Below are 20,002 nucleotides of genomic sequence, written 5' to 3' on the forward strand. Positions count from 1 at the left end.
ACTTTGTGATGTTACAGATTTCGAAGGCTGATGTGGTTTTTCTATAGATTCCTTTGAGAGAACTTAATTTTGCAATTGAAAATAAACAATTTATTGTATATGATTTAGTATGGAGATAGATGTAATATCAATGCTCGTTAGATACGTTCAATATATTGAACGAACGTTCACTCTAATGAACGAAGGTTCACATGAATGAATTATTCGATAAGTATGCATCTTGGCAATTGCTGCGCTACTTTGCGTTGAATCCCACAAAAGAGGTGTATGTGAATGAAATTACAGAGAAGCTAAGTCTAAGTTCTCACATATGTAGTAAAACATTGAAGGAGCTCTTGCGGTTACACATATTAGAGAAAAGGAATTTAGGCCGTGAACACTACTACAAACTTGCAAATAACTACCTTACGAAAGAGTTAAAACGCTTCATAGGACTTTTTATGATTAATGAGGTAGGACTTGTTAGTGAGATAGTAGAGGCATATGAATCTCCGACCTCTATTGCTCTGTATGGAAGTTATGCAACTTACGAGTTTAACGAAAATAGTGATATTGATATCTTGGTTATTTCCTCAAAGAGACAAAAGCCTAGCTTGAACAATCCTTAAAAAAACCATTGGGAAAGATGTAAACGTATACAAGTTCTTACCATCGGACAATAGTTAAAAATGAAGGAAGAAAACGACTCATTTTATTTGACTGTCGTGAAAAACTATATTATGCTTTACGGAAGCGAACTGCCTTGAACTTGAAAGATTGTTATGAAAAAGAACTCCTTCGCGTCTTTAAATTTGATAGAAGTGTCGTTAAAAAAGAAATATCAAATGCCAAAAGACATCTTACAAATGCTAAGAAGTGTGTAAAAGACGAGATGTATGATCTTGTAGTTGTCTCCGTATATACTTCAATGTTCCATGCAGCACGCGCAATTCTTTACAGGGATGGTTTTAAGGAAAGAAGCCATATTTGTTTAATTGAATACATTAGAGAAAAATATCCTAAACTAAACGACTTTTTAAAAATTCTTGACACCTATAGGGAGAAGGCATGCTGTACTTTATGGACTTGATGTAAGTGCAATGAAAGAAGATGCGATATATGGTATTGATGTTGCAAAAAAGTTTATAGAGGCTGTAAGGAAAGAAGTGGAATAAAACCGTGTAAACTTTTAAATGAGGTTGGCATTGCTTGAATCTTATATTAAAAAGATATGGAAAAAATTCAGTCAGGACGATGCAAGAGAAGAGAGCTACTACTCTATTCTTGAAGACTTGTTGACTGAATATGCAAAGTCTTCGCAACGAAACAATATCTGTGTAACAACCCTTCCAAAGAAAACAGAAACTGGTAACCCTGATTTTAGGATATGGGACGGTTCGCAACAAATAACAGGTTATATCGGAGCAAAAGCTCATATCGTAAAAGACCTTGATGAGATAGCAGTGTCAGAACAACTGCAACGATATTTAAAGAACTTTCCGAATGTTATACTGACAAATTTTCTTGAGTTTAGGCTCTACCGCAATGGTGAACTAATAGACAGTGTCATGGTGGGCAGGCAAGATACGCTTGTAAGAATGGGGATAAAACCTCCAGCGGAGCATGAGCAAGCTTTTAAAAACCTGCTTGATAAGTTTTTTTCTTTCTTCCTTCCAAAAGACTATACTGCGGAAACCCTTGCACAGGTGCTTGCAGAGAAAACTCGTTTCTTAAGAGAGCAAGTTGTAAAAGAAGAAGCGAAAGAAGAAAATAGTGCACTTACAGGTTTTTACGACGCTTTCACTCTCAAGCGCTTCAAGAGAGACGAACAAGGCAAAGTGTGGCTTTAGTGAGAAAATCATGGTTACGAGGTAATCAAGTGTAAGAACTTAGAAATCGCTAGCGTCATCAAGTATCTTATAAAAAAGATGTGAGGATAGTTGAGTCTATGATTAATGAAGAAATTGCAAAGAGTGATCCTAAATATAAATCAGTTGAAAGAGTAATGAAACCATTGCAAATTATCATAGAAATATCTATTTTAGCTTCGATTATCTACAAAATAATTTTAGATTTAAAAAAATTTTTGGGCATTTGGAATTTTAAAGAGTTTTCTATTGCCACCACTACTTACAGTCTTATTTTTATTCTTAATCTATTTTTTACTATTATATTTGAAGTATGATACCCTTTTTATGAGACTCAATATAGGAGTTTAAAAAAGCAATGAATTAAAAAAGTATGCAAAAAAGAAAATAAAGTAAATATGGCAATAAATAATCCAGGACCTTTTGATTTAATCAGTGTTAGAAATAAAGAAATAGTTGAAAAAATTAAAAAGACTAAAGATAAATAAAGTCCCAATTCTTATAGGTAAGGAGGTTTCATGAACTTTGTTAATGTTGCAGAAGAGCAGATGAACGAAAATACAGAAAAAGCATTTAAGGATCATGAAGATTTTTTCAGTGAATATTTTTCAACGTTTGAGAGTAGAGAACAATTTGAAATGAATATAAATAGTATTTTAGAAAATAATGATCCGTACCTTACAAGGGCAAATATCGATTTATTGACAAGGAGATTATCTTTGCTACCTTCTCTTATTAACAGAATTAAAGAGGACCTTGTTATTCCTGATGTAATCTTTTTAATAGGTTTGAATAATTTTGATGGCCATGGTCTTATCATAAATAGAAAACCATATATTTTTTTAAACATGACGAGGATGAATGAAATACTGAAAAACAAGTCATTCACTATTGATGTGCATTTGCTACATGAGATGTTTCATGCAATCCATTATTTCTATTCCCCCTCGTTTTATATCAAGAGCTACAGTTCTATTGAGCATCAATATTTGAAAAGAATGATTGCTGAAGGAGTGGCAACCTACTTTTCAAAATACGCCGTTGAAGCAAAATTTGAAGAAGCTTTGTGGGTAGGGCTTATTGGTAAAAAACATTTCGATGAATGGCTAGAGAACAGCAAAGAAAAGAAAGGTTTGATTTGGAATTCTATTAGAAAAGCAATTTCAACTAGTAATTTTGATGTTTCCCTTAATAATACTCTTTTTGCAATTTCTGGCTTGAGACCGGAGGATTTAATAAAAGGACGTCTCGGCTATTATTACGGTTTAGAGATAGTTAAAAAGGCTTGTAAAGAAGGAGGAATTACAAAGATTCTATCTCTAGATTATGATAAATTTAAAAAATACGCAGAGCAATATTTCTTAGAATAGCATGCATAAAAAGAAGGATTGACTTAATGAAATCGCCTATATGCACGAGAGCTTACACTCCTTACCAAGCTTTAAAGGAGAAAGGCTTGATATGCAAAAAGAGAGGCTTGTAGAATATCTCGAAACCCACGGATGGGAACTATATAAAGCATATGAAAATGGTGGTTTTTCAGGCAAAAATGTAGACAGGCCTGCCTTCTAAAAATGACGAAGGCTAAAGAAACTAAGAAATTCGATGTTTTAGTAATTTATGAAATTAACTGTCTTTAAGGTCGGTCTTTGATTTTCACATCTCAATGAAATTCTTAGAAAAGCAAGGCACATCCCTTTTAGGCGTAACCCAGCAGTTTGATACAACAAATCGATGGGAAGGCTTATGCTCAATATCTTCGTTCACTTTGATAACTTTGAGAGGGAAATTAATGTTGACAGGTCAATAGATTTATTTTTAAAAGACTTAATAAATGAATTCCTTCTGGTGCAATACCTTATGGTTATTGTAAGGAAGAGGGTGGGGTTAGAATTATAGAAAGCGAAGCGACTTTTGTGAGAGAACCTGTTTTGCTTGCTTATCGGGGATTATCAACGAATGGAATTGCAAAAAAGACATGCCTGACTCCATATCATGTTCAAAGCATAATAAAAAATTCATTTTATACTTGATATCTTGCAAGGTGCAGGTATAAATTTGACAAGAGAATAAAAGAAGATGCATGGGAATGGTATAGGGGTTAACACAGATCGAACATCTTTATCAAATTATTTTAGCAAGTAGCTCAAAAACATCAGAGTAAGGTATGGATAGCAAATACAAAATATCAAGATAGAGGCACCTAAAAGCTTAGTTCTGTTTATTTATTGGTGGTGGTTGAAAAATACACTTTTAGGTGTAAACGATTAGCGAAAAACCTTTAAGTTTTAAGCACTAAAGAATGCTATATGGTGGCGGCGGGGGGATTCGAACCCTCGACACTCCGGGTATGAGCCGGATGCTCTAACCACTGGGCTACGCCGCCTCTCTTCTATGTCTTTTTATTCTTCTTTTAGCTAAGCTCATTGATTCTTGAGATTCTTTTAAAAACTTCTTTAAAAGATCTTCAAAGTTATCTTTATTTTGGTTGTTGCTTTTAACCTTATCACTTACTTTTTTTAAAAAGATCAAATTTAATTTACCGCTTTTGTCTTTTCCGTTTGTTTTAACTTCTACTAAATCACCTTCTTTAAGCGGTTCATCTACTGCATTTTCAACAAACTGGGAAACATGAATTAAACCAGTTTTGCCGTCATTAATTTTCACAAAAGCACCATAAGGCATAACTTTAATAACTCTACCTATTAATTCTTTATCTCCCATGCAATTATATATAATATCTATTTTTTAAAAAGTTTCAAGAGTTTTTGAAGAAAATTTTCAGAAATTGTTTGCTGTTTCTCATTAGGACTTATAAAATCGTCAGTTTTAAAATATACAACCGTTTCATTTTGCTTTGCTAACCCAAGGTTTTCTCTTGCGTATTTTTCAATAAATTCATCCGATTGCACGTAAGCAATCCTTTTTTGTAGATCACTTTTTTCTTCCTTTAGTTCTTTTAATTTTTCGATGCTGTTTAAGTATCTTTGGTAAGTTTTAATTAGGTAAACTGTGTTAATAAAGCTTTCTACACTAAAGTAGAAAATTAACGTTGCTATTACTACCTTTATAATATTTATTTTTTTCTTCATCATTAGAATTATATATTTGTTTTGAGTTTTTTAAAAAATTTTTAATTTATGTTGGATTTGCTTAAAATTTGTTGATTTTTTTAAAGATTAGTATTAAAATTAAAAGTGGAGGTGAAAAATGGCAAAATACAAAGTTGCTATTAACAAGGATACTTGTATTGGTTGTGGCGTATGCGCTTCAATTTGTCCTGAAAATTGGAAAATGGATGATGATGGAAAGGCAATGTTTATTTCCGAAATTTCAGATGCAGATTGCAATAAAGACGCAGCCGAAAATTGTCCAACACAGAGCATTACCGTTGAGGAAGTTGGTTAATTGCTATCTGGGTGGCATAGCCACCCTTAATCTTATTTTAAGGAGGTTTACATGGAAGTAAGCACAAAGAAAGGTATATATGAAGTTAGGTTCCATGGAAGAGCTGGACAGGGTGCAAAATCTGGCTCTCAAATGTTGGCTCTTGCAGCGTTTGAAGAAGGTAAATCCATTCAGGCTTTTCCTGAGTATGGTTCTGAAAGAAGAGGAGCTCCTACTGTTGCTTATACTAGAATATCAGAAAAAGAAATAAGAACTCATGAACCAATAATCAATCCTGATGTAGTTTTAGTGTTTGATATTGGTTTAGCCAAAAATATTCCTGTTACATCAGGTCTTGATGGTGAAAATGGGATTCTCATTGTGAATACTACAAAATCGCCAGAAGAAATAAGGGAGATTACTAAATTTGCGGGTAAAATTTATACTATTGATGCAACGGGTATTTCTCTTGAACTTCTCAAATTAGATGCCCCAAACGTTCCTATGTTAGGTGCTCTTATTAAGGCATCTAACATTGTAAAACTAGAAACTTTAGAAAAGGTAATAAAAGATGAATTTCTTTCTAAGATTGGTCAAGAGAAAGTTGAAAAGAATATTATAGGACTTAGAAGAGGCTACGAGGAGGCTAAAAATGGCTGAGAAAAAAGGTTGGCAGGAATTAATGAGAGGCGGTGACCTTCCACCTGCTACTGCTCTTGAGAATAAGACAGGTTCTTGGAGGAGTTTAAGGCCTGTTTATGATCCTTCAAATTGTATCCATTGTATGATCTGTGTTGCGTATTGTCCAGATATGGCTATTCCAATAAAACATAGCGAAGAAGGTGTTGTTGGTAAAGGTGGGAGAATCTATAAAGGGACAGTTAGGTTAGAAACTGACTTTGATTATTGTAAAGGTTGTGGTATTTGTGCGAATGAATGTCCTACAAAATGTATTACTATGGTTAGAGAAGAGTAGGAGGCAAATATGGCAAAATTAAAAGCTTTTACAGGTGCGCAGGCAACGGCTGAAGCAATGAGGCAGGTAAATCCTGACGTTGTCGTTGCTTATCCAATTACTCCACAAACACCAATTGTTGAATTTTTTGCTCAATTTGTAGCAGATGGTGTAGTTGATACTGAAATGGTCCCTATTGAATCTGAGTTTTCGGCTCTTTCTGCTGTTGTTGGTGCCGCTGCAGCTGGTGCAAGAGCGATGTGCGCGACATCTTCTCAAGGTCTTGCTCTTATGTGGGAAATTGTTGCTGCTGCCCCTGGTTTGAGATTACCAATTGTTATGCCAGTAGTTAATAGAGCGTTATCTGCACCTATAAATATCCATTGCGATCATTCCGATACTATGGGAACTGCAACTTTAGGGTGGATACAAATCTATTCAGAAAATGCACAAGAGGCATATGAAAATACTTTATTAGCTTTAAAACTCGCAGAACATCCTAAGGTATTGTTGCCAGTCATGGTCATGCAGGATGGATTTATCGTGAGCCACGGTGTTGAGACTGTAAAGATTTTAGAAGATGAAGAAGCTAAAAAGTTCATTGGCGAAAGAAATCCAGATAGGTATTTACTTGATGTAAAGCACCCCTATACAATTGGTCCTCTTGCATTGCCCGATTATTATTTTGAAGTTAAAAGACAGCAGGAAGAAGCAATTTGGGCTGCAAAGGAAGTTTATCTTGAGGTAGGAGAAGAACTTTCAAAACTTACGGGTAATAAATATCCATACTTTGAAGAATACAAAACAGAGGACGCAGAAGTTGCAATAGTTGTTCTTTCTTCAGCAGCGGGAACGGCAAAAGAAGTTGTTGATGAAATGAGAGAGCAGGGTTACAAAGTTGGACTTATTAAACCGAAATTATTTAGACCATTCCCGTATAAAGAGATGAGAGTAGCTTTGGAAAAATTTAGAGTTGTCGGTGTTCTTGACAGGTCGATTGCCTTTGGTGCATATGCGCCAGTTTACACAGAGATAAGGAATGCTCTTTTTGAATCTGAGAAAAAACCAAAATTACAGAGTTATGTCTTTGGTTTGGGTGGAAGAGATATCTTTAAGGAAGATATAAGGAAAGTGTTTGAGGAACTCTTATCTAACAATGTCGATTCTCAAACACAGAAGTATATAGGTTTAAGGGGGTAGAAAATGGCTACTATTCAAGAGATAGTAACAAAAGAAAAACCGTTGGTTTCTGGTCATAGAATGTGTGCAGGTTGTGGAATTCCACCTATTGTTAATACAATAATTGCTGCATCAGATAAACCAGTTGTTATTGCAAATGCGACTGGTTGTTTAGAAGTTACTTCTACAATCTACCCATTCACTGCTTGGAATGTCCCATGGGTCCATTTAACTTTTGAAAACGCTGCAGCGGTTGCTTCTGGAGTAGAAACAGCGTTAAAGGCTTTTAAAAAGAGAGGAAAAATTGATACAGATGTGAATATTATTGCAATTGGTGGAGATGGTGGGACTTACGATATCGGTTTCCAGGCTTTATCGGGAGCACTTGAAAGAGGTCATAAATTTATGTATGTGGTTTACGATAATGAAGGTTATATGAATACAGGAAACCAGAGAAGTGCTGCAACTCCTTTTGCTGCAAATACTACTACTGCACCTGCAGGAAGAGTAAGTTTCGGAAAGCCGCAGTGGAGAAAAAATATTGTTGAAATTGCTGCAGCCCATAGAATTCAATATGCAGCACAAGCTGCTTTACATAATTTACCCGATCTCTACAATAAGGCAAAGAAAGGATTTGAGTCAAATGGTCCGGCTTTTCTTGCTGTATTTCAGCCTTGCACTACTAACTGGCACTATGACCCTGCTTTAACGGTTCAATATTCAAGACTCGCAGCAGAGACTAATTTCTGGCCTTTGTATGAAATTGAAAACGGTAGAGTTCACATTAATTTTAAACCAAAAGAGAGAAAACCTATTGAGGAATTTTTAAAAGGACAAGGCAGATTTAAGCATCTTTTTAAAGAGGAAAATAAACATATTATTGAAGAAATGCAGAAAACTATTGATGAAGAATGGGAAAGATTGTTGAAATTAGAAGAAACTGGTGTACAGATATAGTAGATATTTTTGTTGTTAAGCCCTCTTTTAGGGGGCTTTTTTATTTTAAATATTCTTCTATAATAAAAACAAAAAAGAGGTGATATATGGAATATCAGGCTGAATTTGGAGTTTTTGGGGGTTCAGGTTTTTACTCATTCTTAGATAATATTAAAGAGATAAAAGTCGAGACACCATACGGTCCGCCATCTGATCTTATCGCAGTTGGTGAATATAAAGGTAAAAGTGTTGCTTTCTTACCAAGACATGGAAAACTACATCAGTATCCTCCTCATAAGATTCCTTATAGAGCAAATTTATGGGCTTTTAAAGAGCTTGGAGTTAAAAGGATTATTGCACCAACTGCAGTGGGAAGTTTGCAAACTGATTACAAGGTTGGAGATTTTGTTGTTACCGATCAATTCGTTGATTTTACAAGTGGAAGAGACTGCACGTTTTACGAAGGGCCAATAACAACACATATTAGTCTTGCAGAGCCATATTGTCCTGAACTTAGGAGTATCGCAATTAATGGCCTCAAAGAACTTGGTGTAAGGTTTCATGAGACTGGGACAGTTGTCGTTGTGCAAGGCCCAAGGTTTTCAACTAAGGCAGAATCAATGTTTTTTACCAAATCAGGTTTTCACATTATAAACATGACTCAGTACCCCGAGGTTGTCCTTGCAAGAGAACTTGAAATGTGTTATGTTAATATATCTGTTGTTACAGATTACGATGTAGGTATAGTTGCTGAAGGTAGTGTTGAACCAGTTTCTCAAGAAATTGTTTTGAAAAAATTTAATGAAAACATCGGAACTTTAAAAGAGCTCATTAAATACATTATAGAGAACACCCCACATGAACGCCATTGCGGTTGTAAAGATGCATTGAAGAATGCTCGTCTTGCGGAATAAATAATGCTTCCTCTTAAAGATACACAACCAACTAAAACATTTCCCTTTATTACTATTTTATTAATTTTAGCAAACTCCTTAATATTCTTTGATGTGTATTCTAATGCTCAGTCAAGTGTATCTCCCTCTCAATATCTTGCTTCTTTTTACTATAAATACGGTTTTGTTCCTTCAAGGCTTTTCCCTTTGAACAATCCATCAACACTACTTACCTTTATTACTTCACTATTTTTACATGGTAGCTTTATGCACCTTGCGGGTAATATGCTTTTTTTGTGGATTTTTGGAAACAACGTGGAAGATTACTTTGGGCATCTCTACTTCACTATTTTTTATTTGATTTCTGGAATTTTTGCTACTTTTTTTCAAACTTTTACAATGGGGCTTTCTTCTAATGTTCCGATCATTGGTGCAAGTGGGGCAATTGCAGGTATCATGGGTGCGTATTTCTTGCTTTATCCAAGGTCTCGTATAAAAACACTTATTTTTATAGTATTCTTTATTACACTTGTAGATATCCCTGCACCAGTATATTTACTTATCTGGTTATTGATGCAATTGTATGAAGGCTTTACAAGTTTTGGTGCAGCAAGTGGTGTTGCCTTTTTCGCCCATATTGGCGGCTTTTTGTTCGGTTATCTATATACTTTAATTTTGCGTAAAAGTAAAAAAACCTATTATGTTTGATCCATCGAATTTTGACTCTGAGTTAAGAAAAGTAAAGCGAAAATTAAAACTCTTAGAAAACTTTACATCAATAGGGTCTCTTTTGACGTTTGAGGAACTCCTTTCTGTTCGGGGGTTTAACTCATTGAAGAAATTTGAAAAAGAAGAAGAAGACAGTTTTCTTTTAAATTTTAAAAAGGATCTCAGAAGTTATCACAAAAGAAGATTCCTTGCCGATTTATTTGTTAATAGAAAGTTTGATGAATTTAGTCTTACTCTTCTTAAGAATAAATGGGAGATTAAAGATGTCTTCATAAAAAAATTAATCGAAAAAGAGACAATTAAAAAAGAAGGAAATACTTACGTTTTAAATATTTCTTATCAAAATTTTGGAACATTAATGCAAGTTTATATTGCAAAGTACCTAAAAGAAAAATTCGGTTTTGATTATATACTTAATGTAAAACTTAGGGATATTAAAAGTGGTGGTGATATTGATATCCTTCTTAAAAAAGGTCTTAGTTTGTTTTCTGTTGAAATTAAGGAAAGTCCTCCTAACAATGTAACTCTGTCTGAACTAAAATTGATTTTAGAAAGATACATGGAACTTGATCCCGATTATTTTCTCCTGATTATTGATACCACTCTTTCTATTAAAAGGAATATAGTTGATAATTTTGTAAATCTTTTAAATACTACAGAACAGAGGTTAAGAGAAGGTGTAGTAGAATTTTTTTCAAATTTCTACATTATAACTGCAAAGCGAGATCTCTTTTCAAATATTGATTTTGTTTTTAATAGAATTTTACCATAATTTTTTATATTACAATAAAAGCATCTTGACTAAAATTAAATTTTTGGTAAATTATTAGCAGATAAGATATTGGAGTGCTAATTAGGAGGAAAAACATGAGTAAAAATGAAGAAAAGAAAGATAAAAATGTCGTTAGTGGTGAGGAAATCTCTGAGCCTAAAGTAGAGGAAAGCACTCAAAAAGCTGAAGGAAACGAGCTTGAGAAAAGGGTTAAACAAATGGAAGAGCTTTTAAAAGAGAAAGATGACGAAAATTTTAATTTAAAAATGGAAAACATTAAGCTAAAAGAAAAGTTAAGACAAGAAGGCGAAATTTTTGAAAGAGAAACGAAAAGAAGGATTTTGTTAGAGCGAATAAAAATATTTAAAGAGTTTTTAGAGATTTTAGATAACATTGAAAGAGCTTTTGCAACATTAGAAGGAGACTCGGAACAGTTGAAAGGGATACTACTTATCAAGGAACAACTTGATAAGTTTTTAAAATCGTTCGGTGTAAGAGAAATGGATGTTGAAAATAAACCTTTTAATCCTAATATTTGCGATGTTGGGGAAGTAGTAGAAACCGATGAACGTTCACCAAATACGGTTATTAAAACACTACGAAAAGGCTATTATATTGGTGACGATATTCTTAGAACAGCAGTTGTAAGCGTTGCTGTTCCTAAAAATAAAAATTCAAATTCTGAAAATCAAAAATAATAAACATTTAGGAGGTGAATTATGGGAAGAATTATTGGAATTGATCTTGGAACAAGTAACTCCGCTGCAGCAGTTATGATAGGTGGTAAACCCAATATTATCCCTGCAGCAGAAGGTCCAAGTGTAGCCGGTAAAACTGTTCCTTCAGTTATTGCTTTTACAAAAGATGGTCAGGTTCTTGTAGGAGAACCTGCAAGAAGACAGGCAACAATCAACCCGGAGGGCACTATTACTGGCATAAAGAGAAAAATGGGAACCAAAGAAAAGATTACAATTTTTGGTAAGGAATACACACCAGAGCAGATTTCTGCTTTTATCCTTCAAAAGATCAAAAAAGATGCGGAAGCGTTTTTAGGTGAAAAGGTTGAGAAAGCTGTTATTACGGTTCCCGCGTATTTCAATGATGACCAAAGACAGGCAACAAAAAATGCTGGAGAAATTGCAGGACTTGAAGTGGTGCGTCTTGTAAACGAACCCACTGCAGCAGCTTTTGCTTACGGGCTTGATAGAGCTGATAAAGAGCTTAAGATTCTTGTTTTTGATTTTGGTGGTGGAACACTCGATGTTACCATTATGGATTTTGGGGGAGGTGTTTTCCAGGTTCGATCAACTGCTGGCAACACAAAACTCGGTGGTCGTGATATGGATGAAGCTTTGGTTAACTACATCCTTGAAGAGTTCAAAAAGGATTCTGGTATTGATTTAAGAAATGACAATATGGCAATGGTAAGGATTAGGGAAGCGGCAGAAAAAGCAAAGATCGAGTTATCATCGGTCCTTGAAACTCAAATCAATTTACCTTTTATTACAGCCGATGCAACTGGACCAAAGCATCTTGTTATGAATATTACAAGGGCAAAATTAGAGGCACTTGTTGAACCTATTATAAAAGAATGCGCAGGACCAATGGAACAAGCAATTAGAGATGCTGGTTTAACTCCTTCCCAAATTGATAAGGTTATTCTTGTTGGCGGCCCTACCAAGATGCCTATTGTGCAGAAGTTTGTTGCTGACTATATTGGAAAACAACCTGAAAGAGGAATCGACCCGATGGAATGTGTAGCAATGGGTGCTGCAATACAAGCAGGTATAATTGAAGGAGAAGTTAAAAACGTTGTGCTTGTTGATGTAGTTCCACTCTCTCTTGGTATTGAAACTCTTGGAGGTATATTCACTAAAATGATTGAGAGAAATACTGCCATTCCTACTTCAAAAACACAGGTATTTACTACAGCTGCCGACAACCAAACAAGTGTAGAAGTCCATATTTTACAAGGTGAACGTCCTCTTGCAAAAGATAATCTATCGTTAGGAAGATTTGTTCTTGACGGTATTCCACCTGCGCCTCGTGGTGTGCCTCAGATTGAAGTTACGTATGCAGTTGACGAAAATGGGATTTTACACGTTACTGCAAAAGATCTTGCTACAGGCAAAGAACAGAAAATTACTGTGACTAACTCTAATAAACTATCAAAAGAAGAGGTTGAGAGAATGAAAAGTGAAGCAGAAAAGTTTGCAGAGGCAGACAAAAAGAGAGCAGAAGAAATTGAGGTCAAAAATAGTGGTGATACCCTCGTATATTCTGGAAGAAAATTCCTTAAAGATTATGGAGATAAAATTAATCCTAACGATAAGACAACACTCGAAAACGAATTGAATGAACTTGAAAAATACGTAAAGGAAGATAATATAGAAATGATTAAATCCAAGATGGATGCCGTTAACCAGTTAATGTCGAGGATTGGTCAAGATATGTATAAGCAGAGTGGAGGAAATACAGGAGGACAGACCCCAAGTTAGTGTGGTATAATTAAACTATGGCAAATAAAGATTATTATGAAATTCTTGGGGTTTCTAAAAACGCAACCCAAGATGAAATTAAGAAAAAATACAGGGAATTGGTGATAAAGTATCACCCCGACCTTAATAAGAATAATCCTGATGCTGCCAAAAAAATGGCAGAAATTAACGAAGCATATGAGGTATTAAGTGATCCTGAAAAAAGAAGGCAGTACGACCAGTTTGGGGCTGTAGGAGCAAATGTAGGTGGGTTTGGTGCTTCCTACGGCCCTTCTTACGGATTTGGCGAAGATCTTTTTTCTGATATCGAAGATATTTTGAGGAATTTTGGATTCGGAGGTTTTGGATTTGAAGGGACAAGAGAACGCAATATAAGAGGAGAAGATATTCAAGTAGAAATTAAAATACCTTTTAAAGAAGCTATTTTAGGAGTTAAAAAAGTAATTCAAGTAAACAGAAAAGATACTTGTCCTGTTTGTAAAGGCACGGGTGCTGAACCTGGAAGTGGTGCAACCACATGTCCTACATGTCATGGAACAGGTGTAGTTACAAAAAGGCAGAGGACTCCCTTTGGAGAATTTGTTGTTCAAACTACATGTCCTACTTGTCATGGAAGTGGCAATGTCATTAAAGAAAAGTGCCATAATTGTGGTGGCACAGGAGTTGTAGATACTACATCTAAAATTGAGATCACTATACCGCCAAATACTGAGGATGGAAGTGTTATAAGAGTAAGAGGTTATGGAAATAAAGTTCCTTCGGGTGGAGTTGCAGGAGATTTATACGTTCGTGTTGTAGTAGAAAATGATCCAAGGTTTATAAGGGAAGGTAATAAAATTTACTATATTGCACATATCTCTGTTCCTGAAGCCGTGCTTGGCACAAAGATAAAAGTTCCGCTTATTGAAGGTGGTGATGAGTCGGTTGAAATTCAAGCTGGTACTCAGAATGGCACTGAATTGACAATAAAAGGGTCGATTATTTCAAGAAAAAAATACGATTATATTGTGAAAGTTATAGTTGATATACCAACAAGAATCACTAGTGAAGAGGCAATGTACTACGAGAAATTAAAGGAGATAAGTGAAGCAAAGAATTTTAGAAGGCAAGACTAAAGTAGTTGTAACTCTAGGTCCTTCCTCATCCTCGAAAGAAATACTTAGAGAATTTTTTAGATTGGGAGTTGATGTTTTTAGGCTGAATTTTTCTCATGGAAGCTTTGAAGAACATTTAGAAAGAATAAATATCATAAGAGAATTAGAAGAGGAATTTGGTACAAAAGTTTCTATCCTCCAAGACCTTCAAGGGCCTAAAATACGCTTGGAAACATTCAAAGATGGTCTTGCTATCTTAAAAGAGGGTTCGCAATTTATTTTATCGAAAACTAGTGTTTTAGGCGACGATAAAACCGCAAGCTTGACGTATCCTGAGGTTTTGGAAGATGTCAAAGTAGGTGATGAGGTCTATATAAATGATGGCTTAGTTAAGTTAAAGGTTTTAGCAAAAAAAGAAGACCATGTAATTACAGAAGTTATGCAGGGAGGAGAAGTTTCAGACCATAAGGGAGTGAATTTTCCCCATTCAAGAATTCAGATAAAAGCAATTACAGAAAAAGACTTATCCGATCTTAAATTTGGTATAGAAAATGGTGTAGATATAGTTGCTCTTTCTTTTGTGCGATCAAAAAACGATGTTGCTGAGTTGAGAAATTATATGCAACGGTTTGGACGTTTACTACCCATAGTTTCAAAAGTCGAAAAATGGGAGGCAATAGAAAATTTTCCTGAAATACTCAGCGAATCAGATGCAGTAATGGTTGCGCGTGGTGATTTGGGTGTTGAAGTCCCTGTTAGAAAAGTGCCGTTGTTACAAAAAGAATTAATAAAACTCTCCAATGATAAAGGAGTGCCTGTTATCACTGCAACACAAATGCTTGCCTCAATGACTGAAGAGCAATTTCCAACAAGAGCCGAAGTTACTGATGTTGCGAATGCAATCTTTGATGGAAGTGATGCCGTTATGCTTTCAAATGAAACGGCATCAGGTAAGTATCCTGTCTTGGCTTTATCGATGATGAGAAGTATTATTAAAGAGGTAGAAAATAGTAAATTTTTTTCTATAAGTATTAAGAACCTTGACCCCGAATTTTATGAAAGTAATCTTCAAGAAGTTTTAGCAAAATCTGTTAAGGATATTACAAGTCAATTTAAAATTAATTTAATCATTGTTGCAACAGAAAGTGGTAAGACTGCAAGATTAATATCAAAGTATAAACCAAATGTTCCCATTCTTGCTTTGACCCCTAAGGAAGAGGCACTAAGATTGTTAAATTTAAAATGGGGAGTTTTCTCCTACCTTGTTAAACCTTTTTCTTCTGTGGATGAAATTCTTGATTATGCTCCTAAGATTGCATTGGAGCTTGGAATTCTTTCAGTTGGTCAAAGTTATTTAATTGCCTGTGGTACACATACAGGAGTTTCTGGAACAACAAACCTTATAAAGATAGATAAAGTTTAGAGTAAACAATACTTTTTAAAACTTTTTTAAGGGCTCATATTTTTGAGCCCTTAAATTTTTTAAAAAATGTTTAATTTTTTTAAAGTAATTATTGACAAAATTAAAAAATATATTAAAATTATTTAGGTGATGAAAATGAAAAAGAAAATAATTAGTATTTGCCCCATTTGTGGCAATCCTTTAACCATAACTGAACTTAAGTGTAATCATTGTGGCACTGTTATTCAAGGTTCTTTTGAGTTTGATAGGTTTATGTCTTTAGATGATGAGGATAGAGAGTTTTTAATTGAATTTTTAAAATCCAGGGGAAACATAAAAGAAGTTCAAGCAAGACTTGATATTTCATATCCGACTGCAAAAGCAAGACTTGATAAACTTCTTAAAAATCTCAATTTGTTTGAGGAATCCAGTCAAAATGAAATGAGTAAGGAAGAAATTCTTTCAAAAATTGAAAAAGGGGAAATCACAGTTGATGAAGCAATTAAATTGTTAGGAGGTGAAAAAAGTGAATGAAGATATTTATAAAAGAATTGAAGAAATGTTTTCTAAAGGAAAAATTACTGAACAAGAAAAAGAACGTTTGATTAAGGCTTTTCTTCAAACTGAAAAGCAGTTTAGCGGTGTAAACGAGATTGAAATTCGATTAAAAACTTCTGATATAGAGTTAGAAGGAGTTAGTGACCTCTATGATATAAATTTTGAAGAAGGATATTTAAACATTACAAAAGAAAATCAAAAACTTATCCTTAAGTCTCCACTTAGCGAACCTAAAATGATAAAAATTTTAATTCCATTTAAAATAAATATAAGATTAAAGGGTATTAGTTCGGATATAAAAATTTCAAATATATTAGGCCATGTTGAAGTGCAATCTGTTAGTTCTGATATTGAACTTAATAATATTTCTGAATCAGTATTGGTTTCAGTTATTTCAGGTGATATTAAGGCTTCTAATATTTTTGGGAAGGCAGATATAAACACAAAAAGTGGCGATATTCTTGTTAAGAGTTCTAAATTAAATGCTTTTTTAAAGACTTATTCTGGAGATATAAGTTGTATTGATTCGGAATTTGATAGTTCTCGTTTTAGTTCCTTTAAAGGAGATATCAGTTATGAAAATTGCCTATTTAAAAATGAAAATTTAGCTAATACATATTTTGGTGATATCAAGTTAGAAAAATGCCCAAATAGTTTTAGTGTGTTAGGGAATACTGTTTTAGGCGAAATAAAGGGTACATTGCAAAAACTAAACGAGAAAGATGTTCTAAAGGTCGAGACGAAGTTTGGTGATGTATTGAAGGAAGATTAAGATGATGGTTAAGTACTTTTAGTAAGGAGGAATTTATGAACAAAATTGAAAAAATTTTAGACATGCTACATGAAGGGAAGATTTCAAAAGATGATGCGGTCAAATTAATTGAAGCCGTAGTTGATAGGGATAAAGAGAGTATTAAGGTCGATAAGAAAAGGCTTTTTAGGATTTCTGTTGTAGAAGATGGAAAAACAAGAGAATCACTCAACGTACCCATTAGTCTTCTTAAATTTTTTCTAAAAACCGCAAAAGTTTTGAATAAAAACTATATTGAAATTGAAGGTCAAGAAATTCCTATTGACATAAACGAACTTGAAAATATTTTAAATGCCCCTGATTTCAAAGGAAAACTTTTTGATATTAACTCAAATGAAGATGGCAAAAATTTTCAAGTTGTTATAGAGGCTCTATAAAGAGGTGAATAATGCGAAAACTATCAAGAGAAGAGATATTAACATTACATCCAGTAAAAGCAATGTTCATATTGGGTTTTCCTTTAATGCTTTCTCAGATTCTTTTTACACTCTACAATTTAGTTGATACATTCTTTCTTGGACATTTGGGTAAAGAATTATCTGGTAACGCTGTTGCTGGATTACAGATTTCTTTTCCAATTATTTGGTTTTTAATTTCATTTGTTATAGGTTTTGGTTTTGCAGGTATTGCGCTTGTTGCACAATTTACAGGGGCAAATGATAAAAAGAATGCAAATTATGCAGCAGCTCAAATGATCTCATTTTCAATAGTTGCAGGTGTGATTACTTTAATAATAGGCTTCTTTTTCATGCCCCAGATTGCAAGACTAATAACAAATGTTGCAGATGTTTCAATTGTTGCAATAAACTATATGAAAGTATATTTTTTAGGTGTGCCATTCTTATTTATATCTGCAATTTTTCAAAATATTCTTGCAGCAAAAGGAGATAATGTAACACCATTTAAAATAACATTAATTGCAAACCTTATAAATGTGGTGCTTGATCCTTTTCTAATATTTGGTTGGTGGATTTTTCCACGTCTTACAATTGTTGGTGCAGCGCTTGCAACTGTTATTGCTGAATTTATAGGGGCAGCTATTTCTTTGTTCTATTTGTTTAATGGAACTAAAGGAATAAAGTTAACATTAACAGATTTAAGAATAGATCTTTCTTGGTATAAGAGGATTTTTAAGATTGGGCTTCCTGCTGCTGTAGGCAATTCTGGAACTTCTTTGGGTTTTCTGTTTCTCACTGGACTAATCGGTAGATTACCAAATGCAGAGGTAGCACTTGCCGCTTACGGTATTGGCGATAGGGCAATTCATATTATTTTTGTTGTAGTTGAAGGGATCGGTGCAGCCATTGTTACCTTAATAGGACAGAATATCGGTGCAGGTTTAATAGATCGAGCAGAATTGATTGCACGTTTAGGAATAAAAATTGAGTTTGTAATAACTTTAATTGAAAGCGCTTCAATTTTCCTTGTAAGAAATGCAATTTTTAAAATCTTCATTCCTGGAAATACCTTAGTAATTCAAGAAGGGAGTAAATTTTTAACAATTTTTATATTAGGATTGCCATTTTTTGGGCTTTTCTCAGCAGTTTCAGGTGTATTTAGAGGCTCTGGACATAATTTAGAACCTATGATAGGTGATCTATTAAGGCTATGGGGATTAAGACTTCCTCTTTCATATATTCTGAGTAGATTTTATGGTTCATCTGGAATTTACTGGGGTATGACTTTAAGTAATATTATTGCTTCTATAGTCCTCTATGTTATTTTTACATTTGGTAAATGGAAAACTCCAATAATAAAGAAAGAAGAGATTCTTATAGAAGAGCTTTTAGAAGAAAATACTGTTGCAGTTGGAAAAGAATAAAAGAAATATGTTTTATATTAATTTAAAAAGGATTTTAATTCTTTTAGATCTCCTGTTATAATGTAATATGAATGCATTGATAGAAATTGTAAAACGTGAACTTATCTCTTCTTCGCATGATTTTGAGCATACTATGCGTGTTATGAATATGGCGCTTAGAATTGCAAAAGATTACCCAGAGGCAGATGTAAAAGTAATTGAATTTGCTTCTATACTCCATGATATTGCAAGGGTAAAAGAAGATACAGATAAAGAAAATAAAATAGACCATGCAATACTTGGTGCCGAAATGAGTAGAGAGATCTTGAAAGGTTTTGGTTATGATGATCTCTTTATTAACGAAGTTGCACATGCAATTGAAACGCATAGGTATCGTAGTGAAAGAAGACCACAAACGCTTGAAGCAAAGATCGTGTCAGATGCAGATAAACTTGATGCAATTGGTGCAATTGGTATTGCAAGAGCCTTTGCTATTGCAGGAGAATACAGAGAACCATTATACATTGACGTTGATGAAGAAAATTTAGGTGTTGCAAAAAGGATAACTAATTTTAAAGAACATGCTCCTAATATTGAATATTTTGTTAAGTTGCGTCGTATAAAAGAGCTACTTTATACTGAATCTGCAAAAAAGTTAGCCAAAAGTAGGCTTGAATTTATGGAGGTATTTTTTGATAGATTAAAAAAGGAGATTAAAGTGGAATTATGAGAAATAAAGAAGTAGCTCAGAAGTTTTACGAACTTGCTGAAATTTCAGAACTTGTGGGAGACAATCCTTTTAAAATAAAAGCATATCTTGAAGCAGCAAGAGTGATTGAGAATTTTCCAAAACCTATAGAGGAACTTGCAGACGAAAATAAACTCACCGATATTAAAGGTATAGGAAAAAGTATTGCAGAGAAGATTATTGAATACCTTAAAACAGGGAAAATCACTAAACTTGAAGAACTAAAGAGAAACATCCCAGAAGGACTTCTTGAACTTGAGAAGGTGCCAGGGTTGGGTGCAAAGAGAGTAAAAGTTTTGTATGAAAAACTTGGTATAAAAAACCTTGAAGACCTTAAACAGGCTTGTTTAGAGCATAAAATTATGAATTTAGAAGGGTTTGGTGAAAAGACC

26 protein-coding genes and 1 tRNA gene are annotated in these 20,002 nt (G+C 34.0%); 24 read left to right on the top strand and 3 right to left on the bottom strand.

Going from position 1 to position 20,002, the window contains the following annotated elements; genetic code table 11:
* Positions 1-191 precede the first annotated feature (191 nt).
* The 6 genes from K6343_06575 (at position 192) to K6343_06600 (ending at position 3,419) form a co-directional block, all read left to right on the top strand.
* Positions 192-608 (top strand): nucleotidyltransferase domain-containing protein, encoded by a 417-nt coding sequence (locus K6343_06575; protein MEF3245622.1) that lies wholly within the window; start codon positions 192-194, stop codon positions 606-608.
* Positions 609-748: 140 nt separating this feature from the next.
* Positions 749-1,069: a HEPN domain-containing protein gene (locus K6343_06580; GenBank protein ID MEF3245623.1), complete on the top strand. Its 321-nt coding sequence runs from the start codon at positions 749-751 to the stop codon at positions 1,067-1,069.
* Between the two features lie 109 nt (positions 1,070-1,178).
* Positions 1,179-1,829, top strand: coding sequence for a hypothetical protein (locus K6343_06585; GenBank protein ID MEF3245624.1), 651 nt, complete (start codon positions 1,179-1,181; stop codon positions 1,827-1,829).
* A gap of 98 nt (positions 1,830-1,927) precedes the next feature.
* Complete coding sequence (locus tag K6343_06590; protein ID MEF3245625.1) at positions 1,928-2,164, top strand: hypothetical protein; 237 nt, start codon at positions 1,928-1,930, stop codon at positions 2,162-2,164.
* A gap of 201 nt (positions 2,165-2,365) precedes the next feature.
* The gene (locus tag K6343_06595; GenBank protein ID MEF3245626.1) at positions 2,366-3,217 is read left to right on the top strand and encodes a hypothetical protein; all 852 of its coding nucleotides are present in this window, start codon (positions 2,366-2,368) and stop codon (positions 3,215-3,217) included.
* A 91-nt stretch (positions 3,218-3,308) separates the two neighbouring features.
* On the top strand, positions 3,309-3,419 hold the full coding sequence (locus tag K6343_06600; GenBank protein ID MEF3245627.1) for a recombinase family protein: 111 nt from the start codon (positions 3,309-3,311) through the stop codon (positions 3,417-3,419).
* A gap of 738 nt (positions 3,420-4,157) precedes the next feature.
* On the opposite strand, the gene K6343_06605 is transcribed toward K6343_06600, so the two are convergent.
* The 3 genes from K6343_06605 to K6343_06615 all read right to left on the bottom strand — a co-directional run bounded on the left by K6343_06605 (position 4,158) and on the right by K6343_06615 (position 4,942).
* Positions 4,158-4,233 (bottom strand) — tRNA-Met (locus K6343_06605).
* A complete protein-coding gene (locus K6343_06610) occupies positions 4,224-4,571 on the bottom strand; it encodes a S1 RNA-binding domain-containing protein (GenBank protein MEF3245628.1) in 348 nt (115 codons plus the stop codon). The genes K6343_06605 and K6343_06610 overlap by 10 nt, the downstream gene beginning before the upstream one ends.
* A 17-nt stretch (positions 4,572-4,588) precedes the next feature.
* Positions 4,589-4,942 carry a septum formation initiator family protein gene (locus K6343_06615; protein ID MEF3245629.1) on the bottom strand — a complete coding sequence of 118 codons (354 nt, stop codon included), beginning with the start codon at positions 4,940-4,942 and terminating at the stop codon, positions 4,589-4,591.
* Between the two features lie 115 nt (positions 4,943-5,057).
* On the opposite strand from K6343_06615, the gene K6343_06620 reads away from it, so the two are divergent.
* From K6343_06620 to K6343_06705, 18 genes are all read left to right on the top strand, one after another.
* Entirely contained in the window at positions 5,058-5,255 is a 198-nt protein-coding gene (locus K6343_06620) for a ferredoxin (protein MEF3245630.1), read from the top strand.
* A gap of 51 nt (positions 5,256-5,306) precedes the next feature.
* Entirely contained in the window at positions 5,307-5,894 is a 588-nt protein-coding gene (locus K6343_06625; GenBank protein MEF3245631.1) for a 2-oxoacid:acceptor oxidoreductase family protein, read from the top strand.
* Positions 5,887-6,210, top strand: coding sequence for a 4Fe-4S binding protein (locus K6343_06630; protein MEF3245632.1), 324 nt, complete (start codon positions 5,887-5,889; stop codon positions 6,208-6,210). The genes K6343_06625 and K6343_06630 overlap by 8 nt, the downstream gene beginning before the upstream one ends.
* 9 nt (positions 6,211-6,219) lie before the next feature.
* Positions 6,220-7,389, top strand: a complete 1,170-nt coding sequence (gene porA, locus K6343_06635) for a pyruvate ferredoxin oxidoreductase (GenBank protein ID MEF3245633.1) — start codon at positions 6,220-6,222, stop codon at positions 7,387-7,389.
* Between the two features lie 3 nt (positions 7,390-7,392).
* On the top strand, positions 7,393-8,325 hold the full coding sequence (locus tag K6343_06640; GenBank protein ID MEF3245634.1) for a pyruvate ferredoxin oxidoreductase: 933 nt from the start codon (positions 7,393-7,395) through the stop codon (positions 8,323-8,325).
* Positions 8,326-8,411: 86 nt separating this feature from the next.
* Entirely contained in the window at positions 8,412-9,218 is an 807-nt protein-coding gene (locus K6343_06645) for an S-methyl-5'-thioadenosine phosphorylase (GenBank protein ID MEF3245635.1), read from the top strand.
* A 3-nt stretch (positions 9,219-9,221) separates the two neighbouring features.
* The gene (locus K6343_06650; protein MEF3245636.1) at positions 9,222-9,905 is read left to right on the top strand and encodes a rhomboid family intramembrane serine protease; all 684 of its coding nucleotides are present in this window, start codon (positions 9,222-9,224) and stop codon (positions 9,903-9,905) included.
* Positions 9,906-10,029: 124 nt separating this feature from the next.
* Complete coding sequence (locus K6343_06655; GenBank protein ID MEF3245637.1) at positions 10,030-10,698, top strand: hypothetical protein; 669 nt, start codon at positions 10,030-10,032, stop codon at positions 10,696-10,698.
* Positions 10,699-10,793: 95 nt separating this feature from the next.
* Entirely contained in the window at positions 10,794-11,396 is a 603-nt protein-coding gene (gene grpE, locus K6343_06660) for a nucleotide exchange factor GrpE (protein ID MEF3245638.1), read from the top strand.
* Between the two features lie 21 nt (positions 11,397-11,417).
* Positions 11,418-13,196 (top strand): molecular chaperone DnaK, encoded by a 1,779-nt coding sequence (gene dnaK, locus K6343_06665; protein MEF3245639.1) that lies wholly within the window; start codon positions 11,418-11,420, stop codon positions 13,194-13,196.
* Between the two features lie 17 nt (positions 13,197-13,213).
* Positions 13,214-14,311: a molecular chaperone DnaJ gene (dnaJ, locus tag K6343_06670; protein ID MEF3245640.1), complete on the top strand. Its 1,098-nt coding sequence runs from the start codon at positions 13,214-13,216 to the stop codon at positions 14,309-14,311.
* Positions 14,280-15,713, top strand: a complete 1,434-nt coding sequence (gene pyk / locus K6343_06675; GenBank protein MEF3245641.1) for a pyruvate kinase — start codon at positions 14,280-14,282, stop codon at positions 15,711-15,713. The genes dnaJ and pyk overlap by 32 nt, the downstream gene beginning before the upstream one ends.
* Positions 15,714-15,848: 135 nt before the next feature.
* Positions 15,849-16,226, top strand: a complete 378-nt coding sequence (locus tag K6343_06680) for a DUF2089 domain-containing protein (protein MEF3245642.1) — start codon at positions 15,849-15,851, stop codon at positions 16,224-16,226.
* Positions 16,219-17,022 (top strand): DUF4097 domain-containing protein, encoded by an 804-nt coding sequence (locus tag K6343_06685; GenBank protein ID MEF3245643.1) that lies wholly within the window; start codon positions 16,219-16,221, stop codon positions 17,020-17,022. Before K6343_06680 ends, K6343_06685 begins: the two co-directional genes overlap by 8 nt.
* A gap of 35 nt (positions 17,023-17,057) precedes the next feature.
* A complete protein-coding gene (locus K6343_06690) occupies positions 17,058-17,438 on the top strand; it encodes a hypothetical protein (protein ID MEF3245644.1) in 381 nt (126 codons plus the stop codon).
* An 11-nt stretch (positions 17,439-17,449) separates the two neighbouring features.
* Entirely contained in the window at positions 17,450-18,883 is a 1,434-nt protein-coding gene (locus K6343_06695; GenBank protein MEF3245645.1) for an MATE family efflux transporter, read from the top strand.
* A 67-nt stretch (positions 18,884-18,950) separates the two neighbouring features.
* Entirely contained in the window at positions 18,951-19,592 is a 642-nt protein-coding gene (locus K6343_06700; protein ID MEF3245646.1) for an HD domain-containing protein, read from the top strand.
* Positions 19,589-20,002: DNA polymerase III (locus tag K6343_06705; GenBank protein MEF3245647.1), on the top strand; the 414-nt coding region annotated here is incomplete at its 3' end. The genes K6343_06700 and K6343_06705, both read left to right, overlap by 4 nt.

The sequence above is a fragment of the Caldisericaceae bacterium genome (genome assembly GCA_036574215.1).
Lineage (GTDB): Bacteria > Caldisericota > Caldisericia > Caldisericales > Caldisericaceae > Caldisericum.

Excerpts from the sequence above, each read along its gene's own strand:
- K6343_06630 (MEF3245632.1), top strand. The coding sequence starts at position 5,887 with ATGGCTGAGAAAAAAGGTTGGCAGGAATTAATGAGAGGCGGTGACCTT.
- porA (MEF3245633.1), top strand. The coding sequence starts at position 6,220 with ATGGCAAAATTAAAAGCTTTTACAGGTGCGCAGGCAACGGCTGAAGCA.
- dnaJ (MEF3245640.1), top strand. The coding sequence starts at position 13,214 with ATGGCAAATAAAGATTATTATGAAATTCTTGGGGTTTCTAAAAACGCA.
- K6343_06640 (MEF3245634.1), top strand. The coding sequence starts at position 7,393 with ATGGCTACTATTCAAGAGATAGTAACAAAAGAAAAACCGTTGGTTTCT.
- K6343_06590 (MEF3245625.1), top strand. The coding sequence starts at position 1,928 with ATGATTAATGAAGAAATTGCAAAGAGTGATCCTAAATATAAATCAGTT.
- K6343_06625 (MEF3245631.1), top strand. The coding sequence starts at position 5,307 with ATGGAAGTAAGCACAAAGAAAGGTATATATGAAGTTAGGTTCCATGGA.
- K6343_06610 (MEF3245628.1), bottom strand. The coding sequence starts at position 4,571 with ATGGGAGATAAAGAATTAATAGGTAGAGTTATTAAAGTTATGCCTTAT.
- K6343_06680 (MEF3245642.1), top strand. The coding sequence starts at position 15,849 with ATGAAAAAGAAAATAATTAGTATTTGCCCCATTTGTGGCAATCCTTTA.
- K6343_06620 (MEF3245630.1), top strand. The coding sequence starts at position 5,058 with ATGGCAAAATACAAAGTTGCTATTAACAAGGATACTTGTATTGGTTGT.
- grpE (MEF3245638.1), top strand. The coding sequence starts at position 10,794 with ATGAGTAAAAATGAAGAAAAGAAAGATAAAAATGTCGTTAGTGGTGAG.
- K6343_06695 (MEF3245645.1), top strand. The coding sequence starts at position 17,450 with ATGCGAAAACTATCAAGAGAAGAGATATTAACATTACATCCAGTAAAA.
- K6343_06645 (MEF3245635.1), top strand. The coding sequence starts at position 8,412 with ATGGAATATCAGGCTGAATTTGGAGTTTTTGGGGGTTCAGGTTTTTAC.
- K6343_06575 (MEF3245622.1), top strand. The coding sequence starts at position 192 with ATGAATGAATTATTCGATAAGTATGCATCTTGGCAATTGCTGCGCTAC.
- K6343_06650 (MEF3245636.1), top strand. The coding sequence starts at position 9,222 with ATGCTTCCTCTTAAAGATACACAACCAACTAAAACATTTCCCTTTATT.
- K6343_06700 (MEF3245646.1), top strand. The coding sequence starts at position 18,951 with ATGAATGCATTGATAGAAATTGTAAAACGTGAACTTATCTCTTCTTCG.
- dnaK (MEF3245639.1), top strand. The coding sequence starts at position 11,418 with ATGGGAAGAATTATTGGAATTGATCTTGGAACAAGTAACTCCGCTGCA.
- K6343_06595 (MEF3245626.1), top strand. The coding sequence starts at position 2,366 with ATGAACTTTGTTAATGTTGCAGAAGAGCAGATGAACGAAAATACAGAA.
- K6343_06690 (MEF3245644.1), top strand. The coding sequence starts at position 17,058 with ATGAACAAAATTGAAAAAATTTTAGACATGCTACATGAAGGGAAGATT.
- K6343_06615 (MEF3245629.1), bottom strand. The coding sequence starts at position 4,942 with ATGATGAAGAAAAAAATAAATATTATAAAGGTAGTAATAGCAACGTTA.
- K6343_06600 (MEF3245627.1), top strand. The coding sequence starts at position 3,309 with ATGCAAAAAGAGAGGCTTGTAGAATATCTCGAAACCCACGGATGGGAA.